Source organism: Olsenella urininfantis (assembly GCF_900155635.1).
Lineage (GTDB): Bacteria > Actinomycetota > Coriobacteriia > Coriobacteriales > Atopobiaceae > Olsenella_G > Olsenella_G urininfantis.
Genome location: NZ_LT732540.1, coordinates 92,892 through 106,221, shown reverse-complemented (window position 1 = coordinate 106,221; position 13,330 = coordinate 92,892). Strand labels below are relative to the sequence as shown.

The following is a 13,330-nucleotide window of genomic DNA, read 5'->3' as shown; positions in this document are numbered from 1 at the left end:
ACTCGCCGGATGCGGCAAGAGCGACCTCAACGGTAAGACTCTCTACTACTACTCGGTCTGCGGCGACGTGGCCCTCAGCAAGGTGTGCTCGAACAAGCCCGGAAGCGCGTCGACAATCAAGTTCGACGATGACACATGGCACTACGTCGGCTCCACCGAACTCAGCGGCGACTGGAAAGCCGAGGGCGATGACGTGGCCCTGTCTTCCTCGCAACTCGGCACCGTCACGCTCGTAAGGCAGGACGACGGGAGCTACGTCCCCTCGGGGTCCGAGGACTACGGAGAGAGGTGCTTCGAGGACGAGTCCGCGGCGAAGTCCTACTACGACGAGTACACGGCGGCCACGCCCGACAGGGTGAGAGACACGCTGGAGGGCGCCACCTGGTCGGTGAAGGACCTGCCCTCAACGCAGACCGTAGCCGAGACGCTCTCGTTCGACGGCGGCTCGCTCGTGTTCACGAAGGGCGAGTACCAGAGGAAGGGCTTTTATAGCGACGGACCACGCGAGAGCTCATGGCTCGCCTCGGACCATTCGGGCGAATACGACCTCGACGTATCCTCTCAGTGGGTGAGCTCGGACGGGTCGTCACCTCGCCCCCTGATCTACGAGGGAACGATGGCCGTCGAGGGCGAGAAGACACACTTCAGGCTGTCTAACCGCAAGGGCTCCCTTACGCTGACCCTTTCTTCCGAGTCGAGCGCGGTGATGTTCACCAATGGAAAATAGGCACGATGGAGACACCAAGGCGGGCGAGAACAGGCGCCTCATGACGGCGATCCTCACACGAGCAAAGTCAAAGAGGACAGCAATAGCGACAGCAGCCGTCCTGCTCGCCGCGTTCCTCGCCCTCGCCTGGCCGCACGCCATGCCCACGGGAAATAAAGACGAAGGCAATTCGGCTGCGACAACGCAGCGAGAAGCCGCGGGAGCAACCGAAGAAGACAACGAGACGAGCTCCGTCGCGCGAGACGGGACAGACGAAGCCTCTGGACCGACGGCGGAAGACGCCCAGCCTGAAGAAACCACTGCGAACGAGAGGAGAACGACGGGTAATGGCTCGGACGTCCCGTCGTCAGGTGAGAATGGAAAGAGCTCCGGCAAACCAGAGTCGGAAAACTCCTCCGCACAGGAAACTGCCTCCCACCAGCACAACTGGGTAGTCCAGACCAAGACCGTCCATCATGACGCGCAGTACAGGACCGTCCACCATGACGCAGTTGTAAAGTATGTCAGCATTTGCAACAACTGCGGGGCGGATATCACTGGGAACGAAGCAGCTCATTTTAAGAACTCGCTACTCAACGGTGGCAACTGCGGTTCTTGCCACGAAGAGTCTCGTACAGTGCAGGCTGCCTACGACGAACAGGTACAGGTGAGCGCGGCATGGGACGAGACCGTGACCACCGGGTATAAGTGCTCGGGCTGCGGAGCCACGAAGTAGCGGAAGCCACTGAATTCTAGGCCGTAGCGGTCAAGTATCAGGTTGAGTTCTATTGATACCGCCGGACGCACGCGCTCCGGTATCCTCCATGTCCCCCGAGCCACCTTAGCCAAGGTTCCAAGGGGCGCTGCCCCTTGGCGCGCAGGGGTTCGGGGATGGCGCGAGGCATCCCCGGAAAAGCTGGCGCGGGCACGCCGATGGCATGCCCGCGCTCTCTGTATGCGCCTCACCCCTCTCCGGAAACGTACACGGTCCGGCCGCTCTCGCAGTCAATGCTCTCCACGTCGCCGAATCCGATGCGGACGGCAGCCCACCCGCCCCTGTCCTCCACCAAGGCATCGGCCTCGTCGCGTGCGTTCGAGACGAGTCGCCCGACTTCGGGTGACCCCTCCGGAGCGGTACCCATCTCGAACGCCCCGCCCTCGCCGCCCGACTCAAACTCGACGACGACAGTCAGCCTGACGGCTCCGCCCGGGGACTTGCCGAATACGCCCACGGCGCCAAACTCGTCCATCTCCATGGAGCTACCTCCCCCTGACGGCGCTGAGCGGCTTCGGCTCGAAGTACTCGTCGCGTTCGACGGCGGCGAACCCCATCTGGCGGTTCAGGTCCTCCATCTCCTTGATGCTGAAGTAGCCGAGCTCATCGTCATAGCCCTCGACGAGGCCGAACGCCTCATCCGTCCCATCGAACTCGAGCAGCCACCAGCCCCATCCGTTTACGCACGAGAAGAAGTGGACGTATACCGTAGGGTCCTCCACACCGTCTTGCTCATAGAGCCTCGGCAGACCCTCCGCAATCTCCCTCGTCATTAGCTACTGCATGTCTTCCTCCGTTTCCGGGCACCATGCCCTCAACATCCCGCCCTTGCGGGCAAAGCCGCACCGGAGCGAAGACGGGTCAAGGGAGTCCATGACGACCTCCACCAACCGGAGCGGAGCGGAGGTTTGTGCGGGGTCTCATGGGCCCCTTGACGCGGCGTAGCGGAGGTGCCACCCACGTAACGGACACGAGGTCATGACAGTGAATGCCACCGAAACGTTGGAAATCATGGGCCAAGACCGAAGAGAGGCGGCCGCCCCTAACGGACGGCCGCCTTAGCGAGCCTTGCTAATTCGGTTCTGGTATATGATCCGAGACGCCTGCCGGGCAAATCCCGACGATCCTAGTGATAGTCGTTTGCGAAGGAGCCGTAGAAGAGCGCCTTACAGTCGACATCGCTGTAGCCCATCACGGCATCCTGGACCTCGGGGCGCAGGAGGTTGAGCACCTTGTACACGCCCTCGCCCATATCCCCGACGAAGAGTACCTGCTTGAACACGTCGGGATAATCACGCAGATAGGTCACATAGCCCCTAAGCTTTGCCAGCGTGTCGCCGAGGAACTCGCCGTGGGGGTCGATGATGGACGGCTTGATGGCGCCGTCAGCATCCTTCACGAAGAAGAGGAAGTCTGGATGCAGGGCCTTGCGTCCCACCGAAGACATGTACGGAATCGAAAACGCCTTGGCAGACATGCTGCCCGATGGGTTGCGATAGAAGGCAACCGTACGACTCTTCGCCAGCTCATTCTTAACGATAAAGTCTTCGACCGGTTTCAAGTCGAGCGGACAGAGACCGTCCTCCTTCTGCACGATATGGCGTGGATACTTGGCAAAGTCGTCCGACGTGCTGGCAGACGTGGGCCACTCTATCTTTGTGAGGCGCTTGCCTTCGGTTTCACGGGCCAGCTCGTCGTAACGCTGTTTTGCCGAGTCGTTAAGGTAGTCATAATCGCCAGATCCATCGACCTTATCGAAGTATTCCTTTCGGCATTGAGCCGCCCAGCCCTCGAGCGCATCGACGATGGCCTGCGTGCGCACCGCTGCGGCAAGGCGCAGGTCGCACTCGGGGCGCCCGAGCTCCTTGAAGTTGGCGCGACGATACTCATTCGCAAACTCCTTAGTGAAATGCATGTCGGCGTCGCGGGCAGCCTTTCTGAGGCCCTCGGCGTCCGTGCGGGCCTCCTCCTGCTCCTGGTCCTCGGTCTCGTTGAGCTTGTCGAGCGTGATCTTGACGGTCTCGGCAACCTCTACGTCGTGTTTGGTTTCGCGGTACTCGTCCTCGTTAGCAACGATGTATCCCTTGAGCTTCTGGACGAACTGTTTTTTCACGTCGGCCGCGGCATTGACATCGAGGCCGGTCTCGACAAGCAGAGTCGCCGTCTTAACCAGGCTCTGGAATTCGTTTCTGGCCTTCTTCGGAATGCGCTGGACGGGGATGGAATCGAAGGCTGTGCGGATGCCCTTCCACTCCTGGTGCGTGAAAGACTGCTCGCGCTTGGTGGGCGGCTTGGGCTTTGCCATGGGCACGGGTTTTACGACCGAGACGGGCTGGGTCGACTCGGTCTGTGTGGAACTTGGCTCAGGTGTCGCAGGTTGCTGCGGGGCAGGCGCTGCAACGTAGTTGCCCGTTGCGGGCTGAGGCGCCAGCTCCGCTTCTGGCGCCGGGACGTCGACGGGCCTGGCCACCGAGGCAAGCGAGGACTGCGTTCCCTGCATGTCCAACGGCTCCTGAATCGCGATGCCGGCAAGCGGCGCCTGGTAGTCGGGTTGCGCCTGCCGCGCCGCCTCGATAGCCTTCTCGTTCTCCTCGTACGCCTTGAGCTCCTGTTGGTAGTCGGCTTCGGACTTGGGCGCAGCCGCCGTGATAGTCACGGGGTTGAGAACGATGTTCTGCTTGCCGATGGAGCTCTCGCCCATGTCGTCCTTGCGGCCCATGAGGTAGTCGACCACGTCCTGAGTGCTCTCGGGATTGAACTGGGGCAGGTAGCAGGCGACGGAGTTCAGAAGATCATCGGATTCGATGCGCCGCGCAAGTGGAGTGCGTACCATACGTCCCACGAGCTGTGCGATATAGGTCGAGTCCGAACGCCTGCGCTGCGAGAAGATGACCTCCGCTCGCGGGCAGTCCCATCCGTTGGAGACAGCCTCCTTGGCGAAGAGCACGCGAATGCGCGAGGTGTCCTGAACGAACTCGGGTTCGACATAGGGAATAAGGTATTTTCCCGCCGCGATGTCCTTATGCTCGCCGAAGACGTTGGCGAACGACATCGCCTCGGAAAGGCCGGGGACCAGGCCCGTGATCTGGTCGCACATCTCAGCCAGGGCCGAGTTGCTCACGTTGTCCGCCGCTTGGATGAGCAGCAGCGGGTTGACGGGGCCCTCGCCCTCACGGGCACAGTACTCGCCCCATTCGCGGCAAGTCAGGGCATAGCGCTCGCACGCCATAGTGAGGTACTGGTGCTCGACTGGGTCGTCCTTCTCTGGCACGCGCAGCTCAATGATGTCCTTGAGCAGACCTGACTCCTGGACCTCGCGAGGGGTCACAGCGACCTTTGGCATACGCACGCGATCGGCGCGCTGGTCCATGGCCGCCTCGAACCTCTGCGGCGTGGCAGAGACCCCGACGACGATGGGCATCGCTGCACGGCCGTCGAGCCCATCAATGAGGCTGGCGTAGATCGTCGCAGTGCCGCGCTCGCTCGAGGCATTGGCCCCCAGGCCGCGATGAGCCTCGTCTATGAACAGATAGAGGTTGCGCTCCGGGTCCCTGATGGTGCGGTCAAGGATGTCCCAGAACACGCGGCCGGAGTTGGCCTCACTACCCTTGGTGAGCAGGCCGTTCTTACTGAGCAGATCCTTGCTGAGGAAATAGACGTGGCGCGGCTCGAGAATGTCGTGCGCGGCTCCGAAGTCGTTGGTAATTGTGACCAGGTGGCGCCTGTCAAGGATGCTGTCTGCTAGCTTGTCCGCCACGTTTGAGAAACGCACGCTCGTCTGCTCGTTCAAGCTCGGAGAATCCGAGAGCCAAAGAACGACGGCATTCTCGTCGGGCATGAGGCTCAAATCGTCGTCTCCGAAGAAGAGCGCTTCGATCGTCGCTGCGCACATGACCGTTTTGCCCGACCCCGTGGGAGATGCGAGGCATATCGAGGACAGCTCGCCGTCCCGCTCGTAGCGTCGGCGCATCGACTGCAACTTGTTCGCCAGGGTCGCGACCGCACCGGCTTGGAAATCCTTAAGTTCGACTCTCATGTTTACCTCACCGCATCCTCGGCGGCAATCTTGAACGATTGCAGGTAGTTCTCGTACAGGCGGACGACGTCGAGCCCAGGTAGTTGTGCCTTGACGGAGGCGTATCGAGCCGTGTCGTCCGTGATCACATAGGCGCACCCTATGCTGGCATTCTGCTTGACGGCGTCTATGAAAGCGCCGACCGAAGCAAAGTCGAAGAGGACGGCGTAGGCGTCGGCCATGGCAAAGCCCGGCTGCTCGTGCTTGATGATGCTGCCACGCGAACCAGCGCGCAGCCAGAGCAGGGGCGCGATCTCCTCGAAGGCCACGCCCAGCTCGACGGCGTCCGGGTCTTCGTAGGTGAGGTCAAAGAAGACGGCGTTTTCCTCGAAGCCGTCGGCCATGGGGAACTCGTCGGTGAACTTGTAGTCACCCTTGATGGAATCGCCCTCGGGCGTCTTGCCCGTGATGGCCGCCGTGACGCGTGGTTTGGTAACGTACTGGCAGATGCCCAGCGCCTCCCATTCGGGGTCGCCCTGGCGAAGACCGCGCTTGGTGAGCTTTTTGGATTCGTCCTCGGAGACCTCGTTATTCGTTACGCTGATGGAGCGCCTGCGCCCGCCGTCCTGATGGTTCAAGCGCATGACGGCATGTGCCGTGGTGCCCGATCCTGAGAAGAAATCGACTACAAGGGCGTCGGGCTTGTCGGCAACAACGGAAGCGATTGAGAGCTCGGTCGCATAAAGGGACTTTGGAAATGTGAAGCGCCTATCGCCGATGAACTTTTTGATATATCGGCTCCCGTATTCACCAGCAGAGAACTGCGTGCCACTCCAAACAGTTGTTGGAATGGCAGAGCGCTCTCCCTGCTCTTCGAGAAGCAAGGACCCATCCTCAGCCTTGCCGATGAGTTTAATTTCTCCATTCTTGAGACGCTCCTCTTGGGAATCTCCTAGGTAAAGGAGGGAGTACCGATCACTCTTTTTGTTGTACTCACCTACTTTTGCGCACCCGCGATCAAGCTTGGCCTGTAGAGCATTCTGGGAGATCCTCCAAGTCGCCTCTCGGCCATCGGTCCTAATAGGCCAAACTGCCCTGAGACCCGTTTTTGTCGGTATCTTTGTCCAGTCTTGTTCAAGGGGGAGAGAAGCGCCGAGCTCCTTAATTGTCGCGGTCTCCTCATCGATATAGATGGGATAGAAGAGGTTCGGCCTTGCGGTGCGAGCGGCATTGGGACCGCCCCTCAGCAGCCACTTTTTCCTCAAGTTCTCCGAACTCAACGGAATAGAGTCTGCGGTCCACTTGGCACGGCGCGGCGGTACCAAAAAAGCAAAAGACAGCGTACTCGTCAGCTCTCTTGAACTGGTTGCCGCGGGCAACCCCGTTCTTGTTTATGGTGATTGAAACCGTCTGGATACCGGTCGCGTTGGGAAAAACGCTCTCTAAAAGAAGCTCAAGCCTTGCGTACTCCTTCTCGTCGATCGTCACGATGAGTACGGAATCGTTGGGGTTGAGCAGCTGCTTGGCGAGCTTGAGGCGGCGCTCCATGAAGGCAAGCCACTTGGAGTGGCGATAGGCGTCGGAGCCGTCGACGTAATCGTTGTTGTATTTCCAGTCGCGGGCGCCAGTGTTATAGGGTGGGTCAATATATATGCAGTCCACTTTGCCTGCATAGGCAAAGGCCAAGGTTTCAAGAGCATGGTAGTTTTCGCCGTTAATGACTACTTGATAGGGCTTATCGCCAGCGCGCTCGACACGCCCAGCCTCTTTGAGGCCAGCATAAATCGGCTGGTCATATTCAGCAACAGGCACGACATCGTCGACAGCAACGGAGCGGGGCTCACAATCGTTTTCGTCATATGAGGGCGATTGATATGGCTTTAGATCAGCAACCCCCCCCCGAACGGCATTTACCAACCATAGCAGTTGGGAGCTAGAGTCCTCTTTTTTACCACGCTCGGGAAGCACCTGTACGACATCGCCCTCCATGATAGGCTTGCCATAAAGGCGAAGTCGCTCTGGACGGTTGTGTTCAAATACAAGCCCAAACTGGCGCTGCGCAGCAAAGGCGCGGATGTCGGCAGCGAGCTGACGATCGCCCAGCTTGACAGCGCGATCAACAAGGTTCTGAACGACCGCTTGCGCCGTCTGAGACATCACTTCTCCCCCTTGCACTTCTCGTCAATCCATTCGCGCAGGACTTTAGCCACCGTCTTATCCTGGCGCGCGGCATAGGACTTAAGAGCCCGCTTATCCTCGCGGGTTATCGAGAGCGTGAACTTATCTAGCTCCCTTTCGGCATGAACAGCCTGATCTTCCTCCATGATCGCCCCTCCGAATTGACCTGTTCTACGTTCCTTAATTGACCGAAATCATTTTACTTCAGAATACGTAATTACGTAATTACGTATGTAAATTTGAGCCATGCATCACTCAATCACTAGTCAGTATTCGTTGACGAATCGTTGGGGATAACGAATATATCGAGGTAGACAGTCGTTTTTACCGTCTGCGAGTACCAGCAAATCGATACTCAAAACGTCGTGAGTACATTTTGAGTACCAGTCCGAGCGGCCTCTTGCGGGCGGACGCGATCTGCCGGTCAGCATTAATTGAAATAAATTGATGGCGTTGCTTCGGTAATTGAAAACACTTTAAAAAATACCAGCAAACAATAATCCCAGCTAAACAGCTTGAGAGATTGCGTGGCTGGTTTGCATGTACCACATACACCACAATGAACAAGCATCCATGGCACGCAAATAAAAAACGAGGGAGGCCGCATCCGACCTCCCTCGCAAAGGGCTATTTACTATTCCCACTCTATGATTGCAAAACAGAGGTACTTGGACTCAATGATTGACTTGACTAACGGATTTATTTATTTTCCAGTATGCGAAATCATCTCAAAACTAGTACTCAACCGGAACTCAGGACTGAGTTCAACTCCAGCACTCGATGTGGAAAATAAGCGCAACCTAATGAGGAGTAAACCTTACCTGTGAATATGCCGGATTGCGACACACGACTGAGTTTCACAATTAGCCTTCTATGAAGAGGCTTACGATTTTGATGCGAGTATACCGGCGAGTAATTACGCCTATCGTTTATCGAGCTATCATTTATGCAGATAAACCTTGACTCGTTCGAAAACTCTATAGTTCAACTTACTGTCAAGTCAAACGCAGTTTTCCAAAAACGGATTAACCAGATCCATCCACTCTAAAGGCAGGTAAGCAGACATATATCCGTGGTTGTACCCTTTAGCTTCATGGAGGGTGCAATCAGGATGCATTTTTTGAAACAGCCTGGCCGATTCCTTGACGCAGCCCATTTCCTTTTCACCATAGATATATAAAACCTGCGCTTTGCTTTCTGTGATAGCGTCTTTGAGCCTGTACTCTCCCATATATGTTCGATACATCGTCACTAGTGTTTTGATAGGAAGCTTTGGCATATCTTCCATATAGTAGTTTTCTATTTCTGCGGGATAAGCCATGTTGGGATACATTTTCTTCATTAGGCTTAACTGAATCCTGCTAGCCGATCTGCTAAACATAAGCTTCCCAAATAGCTTTACAGTGATTGCACTGATTCGTGCCAGTTTGGGCTGAGGAATGCAGATGCTCCCATCGATTATTGCTTTTTCGGCTATACCGCTATCCAGCGATAATAACTCGATTGCAATTTGACCACCCAAGGAAACGCCGCCTACAGCAAACAGTTTCCCGTTGCAATTGCTTTTTACATAGCCCATGATCTGCTGTGCGGAATCCTCGGTTGAAATATAATCTTTTTGACATTCTTCTCCATGGCCATCAAGCGTCGGTAAGATTACATGGTATGCATCCGAGAGCATACGGGCTTGCCGGAGGTAGTTCCACCAGGAATTACCCCCGCCGTGTATCAACAGTATATGGGGGAGGTTTCTATCGCCGAATTCATGAAACATCATATTTCAGCACCCTCGCAAATTTGAATTTGTCGGACAAACGGAATGGTAATAGATAGCGGTAGATGGAACGCTCTGTAAAAGTCTAGTTCAGAAGCTCTTTCATTCCCGCTTAACCGCCAGTATTCGAGATTGAATGAACTCAACGTACATGCTGGACTGTGTGTATGTTTATTCTCGGCAGCGTGAAACCATCTCAAAGCTAGAGCTCAGCTGGAACTCGGCACTGAATTCCAGTTTGGCATGCAACAGTGGAGAATGGACCCAGATCGTTGAAAAACAAGTGGTTTGAGCTGCAAAGGCGTGCATGCTTTTCATGTAGCTGAGTTCAGGCTGAGTCAATATTACAAGAACAGCTGCAATGTAAGGGTGTCTATCCCACTACGAGCTCATAGCCACCCCCCAAAGGCCTTGTCCGCCAGACCACGTTTGTGGCCGCCTTCACCATGGCTGCGTCGTGGGAAACCAAGAGAAGCGCGCCGGGATAGACGGCCAGCACGCGCTCCAGAGCCTCAATGGATCCTATGTCGAGGTGGTTAGTGGACTCGTCCATGATGACGAGCTGAGGGCGTTCGACAATCCCGAGGGCCAGCATGAGCTTGCGCATCTCCCCCGGACTAACGGCATCTCCCTCGAGCATGCGGTTCGGATCGGAGTTAAGCTGCGCCACAACGGAGAGAACGCGGCCGCACTGGCTGGCCGGAAGATCGTGCAATACGCTCAAGGCAGCCCACTCCTGGGCCCGATCGGGCTCCTGGGGGATGTAGAGAAATCTCGTCGTTTCGGCAAGGCTCTCCACAATTCGCCTGACAAGGGTCGTCTTGCCAGAACCGTTGTCCCCGACGAGCCCGATATGATCGGTGTTTCCGATGTGCAGAGCAGGAACGACCAGGGAGGCGTCACCGAGGGGGATGCTGCAAGGCCCCATCCTGAAAAGGAGCTTGCGTCTGCTGGGCTCGGCATCGAGCCACACGTCCGCCTCGTAGCGCTTCTCGACCCGCGTCGCCACAAGCCTCGCCTCCGCGTCCTCCAGCCTTCCGACCATGCGTGACGAGAGCCTGCCCGCCTGCCCGTCCTTGCCGGTCACCACCGCGACACGCACCCTGCGACGCGCGTCCGCATCGTGCTTGTCTATGCCCCTGAGGCTCCTCTTGCCAGCGGCACGCGACGCCTCCTCACGACGACGCCTGACTTCCCGCTCGATGCGGGCCTTCTCCTTGCGGGCCTCGTCGCGCGCATGGACGGCGCCCGAGCGCTCCAGGACCGCCTGCGAGGATGCCCGCGAGTATCCGCCTGACCTCATGACGACGTCACCCCTCGAGACGAACAGACACTGCGCGCAGAGGGCGTCGAGCAGCTCCCGGTCGTGCGAGACGAGGAGGCCAATCCCATTGAAGCGCGACAGCGCATCGGATATGGCGCGGCGGGTCGACGCATCGACGTGGTTGGTGGGCTCGTCCATGGCAAGGACGTCCGGAGTGGCCCACAGGGCGCAGGCCACCTGCAGTCGCTTCTGCTGCCCGCCCGAGAGCGTGGCATAGCGCCAGGGCCAGTCGTCCTCGATGGCGAGCTCGCGACGGAGCCTCACGGCTAGGCCATCATAGGCAAGTGCAAAATCGACCACGTTTTCCGGCGGCTCCTTCGCATCTTGAGCGCAGTAGGCGGAGAGGAGGGATGGTGAGACCATGCCAGCGTCGGGCCGCAAAAGCCCACAAGCTACCAGCGCCAACGTGGTTTTGCCCCCGCCGTTGTCACCGACGATGCCGGTCCACCCACGGGGAAACGTAGCAGTCACGGCGCGTAGGGCGGGCTCTGCCGTCAACGGATAGGTGTATTCGATGTTGGAGAGGTTGAGCTGCATGTCGCCTCCGGTCCTGCGGGAGGCCATGGGGGGCAGCTCTGCGCTTTGCCAGTTTGAGTATGTGGCTTTAGAACGATGCTCGAACATGCGATGCTGCACCCGCAGGCATGGCCACCAGCGATGTCGCTTGGCTTTCGGGTGGATATGGCCATCGCTAGTTCTTCATGCACCAGGACCTTTCTCGTGCCGACGCTTGCCAAAGGCACCGGCGGGTTGCTTGGAATCATTATAGTCACTCAGGTGACAGCGAACAATCGGGCAGATTGGCCCAATCCGGTCAAGCTGACAACAGGGTTTCGCCATTTGGGCCTTAGGTTGGCTTACCGTGGCTTAGTGCCGCGTACTGCGGTATCGCAGGCGAGGATAAGACCATCTACCATGCCTGGTACGAGGGGTCCGATACGGGCAACTGCCGCTTCGACCACATGTGGAGAATCAACGGCGGGCATGGCAAGACGTATCCGAGCTTTAAGGTGTACCGGGGCCTCGCCGAGGGCGGATACGGCACGCTCGACAAGTCGTCCGGCGATGTCAAGGTGACCAAGGGCAACTCCCAGTACTCGCTGGCTAGAGCCGTGTATGGCGTCTACAAAGACGGCTCTCTCGTAACCAAGCTCGAGACGGACGCAAGCGGCACGGAACCACCGCAGACAAGCTCCCGAACGGTACGTACACCGTGAAGGAAATCTCCGCACCAGCGGGTTACAAACTTTCTGACGAGGCGTTCACCATCACCGTCAAGGGCGCGGATGCCAGCGTCAATGCGACCGACCAGCCCATCACCGTGAAGCTCACCATCGTTAAGCAAGACAGCGAAACCCTGGAGGCCACGCCCCAAGGCAGGGCATCACTTGATGGCGCGACCCACGAGGCTACGTGCACATACAACGGAACCACCAAGACCGTCGAGGGAACCACCGAAGGCCCGCAAATCGTGTTCGACGGAATTCCCCTGGGCAAGATCACGGTGAAGGAAACCAGCGCTCCTGAAGGCTATCCCCCAACACCAAGACCCATGTGTTCACGGTGACGATCGTTACCGACGCTAACGGCTATGCCTCGACAGCTTCTAGCTGGAACGCGCACGCCTTCAACACCAACGCAGGCACTTCCGAATCGGGAATCTGATTCGGTTCCTCCGAACCCGACAACAACAAGGGCGCACTCATTTACGACACCTACACTATTGAAGAGCAACGATGCGATTCCAACGCAGACAGGGACCTGATCCCAGCGTTCGACGTCACTGTCTACAAGGACTCTGTAAAGATCGACCTCGGAACGCTCGTGAACTCCGAGGGGCCCAAGATCGGCAATACCGCGACCGATGCGGATGACGATGATCACGAGGCTGTCGCCGACGAGGATGTAATCACACGATTCTCGACCCTCAATCGAGTTTTGGGAAGGTTTGTCACTCTTCGCTCTGAACGGGCGCAACGCGAGTTTTCCCCTTCCCAAAAACGGGTGAATACACGATGACTACATGGAAAGCGGTTGCGATACGAGGCGGCTAAAAAGCTCTATGGAAGCACTCCAACGATGTTTGGTACGTATTCGCAACGAGGAGCAGATTCTTTCTCATCTAACAGCAACGCTTACCGCGACATGAGCGGAACGAAGAATATAAATGCATATCAACACCTATAAGAGAAGCTCTGAAATCGTTTGATTTCAGAGCTTCTGGGTTATTTCCACTCATCGAAAGTTCCGGTGGCTTTGTCCTATTCCTACCACTAGATGCTAACCACCGCCACTAGATGGGCGGCTTGCAACTAGATGGAACGAAGCCCCAGCTCACCCCCACTCGATCGTCGCATAGCCCGTTTCGATGTAGCCAGCGGGGCAGGTGAGCTGGGACTTTCTCTACTCTCTCATTGCGAAAACCGTGTAGTCACCCTGTAGTCAGCACTGACTACATGCGATGTAGTCACTTGATGAGAGTGTTTTCATCCGACCGAAGAGTGACACGTTTGACCTGCGGAAACGCAGTTCGGTTGCGTGCAACTGACTACATGGGC

Annotated in this window: 12 protein-coding genes; 4 read left to right on the top strand and 8 right to left on the bottom strand. The window is 57.4% G+C overall.

All coding sequences use genetic code 11. From position 1 onward, the window contains the following. Positions 1 to 67: 67 nt before the first annotated feature. A complete protein-coding gene (locus tag CZ375_RS00485; protein ID WP_077597387.1) occupies positions 68 to 727 on the top strand; it encodes a hypothetical protein in 660 nt (219 codons plus the stop codon). A 40-nt stretch (positions 728 to 767) separates the two neighbouring features. Beyond that, positions 768 to 1,442, top strand: coding sequence for a hypothetical protein (locus tag CZ375_RS00480; protein ID WP_143803033.1), 675 nt, complete (start codon positions 768 to 770; stop codon positions 1,440 to 1,442). A gap of 226 nt (positions 1,443 to 1,668) precedes the next feature. Here CZ375_RS00480 and CZ375_RS00475 read toward each other — a convergent pair whose 3' ends face one another. The 8 genes from CZ375_RS00475 to CZ375_RS00450 form a co-directional block, all read right to left on the bottom strand. Continuing rightward, complete coding sequence (locus tag CZ375_RS00475) at positions 1,669 to 1,962, bottom strand: hypothetical protein (RefSeq protein ID WP_077597385.1); 294 nt, start codon at positions 1,960 to 1,962, stop codon at positions 1,669 to 1,671. Positions 1,963 to 1,966: 4 nt separating this feature from the next. Next, on the bottom strand, positions 1,967 to 2,254 hold the full coding sequence (locus tag CZ375_RS00470) for a DUF2958 domain-containing protein (protein ID WP_077597384.1): 288 nt from the start codon (positions 2,252 to 2,254) through the stop codon (positions 1,967 to 1,969). Positions 2,255 to 2,607: 353 nt separating this feature from the next. Beyond that, positions 2,608 to 5,517, bottom strand: a complete 2,910-nt coding sequence (locus CZ375_RS00465) for a DEAD/DEAH box helicase (RefSeq protein WP_077597383.1) — start codon at positions 5,515 to 5,517, stop codon at positions 2,608 to 2,610. Between the two features lie 2 nt (positions 5,518 to 5,519). Next, on the bottom strand, positions 5,520 to 6,380 hold the full coding sequence (locus CZ375_RS08365; RefSeq protein ID WP_268794206.1) for a DNA methyltransferase: 861 nt from the start codon (positions 6,378 to 6,380) through the stop codon (positions 5,520 to 5,522). A 295-nt stretch (positions 6,381 to 6,675) separates the two neighbouring features. Next, entirely contained in the window at positions 6,676 to 7,653 is a 978-nt protein-coding gene (locus CZ375_RS08285; RefSeq protein ID WP_200799660.1) for a DNA methyltransferase, read from the bottom strand. Then, positions 7,653 to 7,820: a hypothetical protein gene (locus CZ375_RS08175; protein WP_158553195.1), complete on the bottom strand. Its 168-nt coding sequence runs from the start codon at positions 7,818 to 7,820 to the stop codon at positions 7,653 to 7,655. The genes CZ375_RS08285 and CZ375_RS08175 overlap by 1 nt, the downstream gene beginning before the upstream one ends. 854 nt (positions 7,821 to 8,674) lie before the next feature. Continuing rightward, a complete protein-coding gene (locus CZ375_RS00455; RefSeq protein WP_077597382.1) occupies positions 8,675 to 9,451 on the bottom strand; it encodes an alpha/beta fold hydrolase in 777 nt (258 codons plus the stop codon). A gap of 370 nt (positions 9,452 to 9,821) precedes the next feature. Then, positions 9,822 to 11,309: an ATP-binding cassette domain-containing protein gene (locus CZ375_RS00450; RefSeq protein ID WP_077598694.1), complete on the bottom strand. Its 1,488-nt coding sequence runs from the start codon at positions 11,307 to 11,309 to the stop codon at positions 9,822 to 9,824. Positions 11,310 to 11,734: 425 nt separating this feature from the next. On the opposite strand from CZ375_RS00450, the gene CZ375_RS08280 reads away from it, so the two are divergent. Beyond that, entirely contained in the window at positions 11,735 to 11,989 is a 255-nt protein-coding gene (locus CZ375_RS08280) for a hypothetical protein (RefSeq protein WP_077597381.1), read from the top strand. Then, positions 11,986 to 12,339 (top strand): MSCRAMM family protein, encoded by a 354-nt coding sequence (locus CZ375_RS08275; protein ID WP_077597380.1) that lies wholly within the window; start codon positions 11,986 to 11,988, stop codon positions 12,337 to 12,339. The genes CZ375_RS08280 and CZ375_RS08275 overlap by 4 nt, the downstream gene beginning before the upstream one ends. The last annotated feature ends 991 nt before the right edge of the window (positions 12,340 to 13,330 follow it).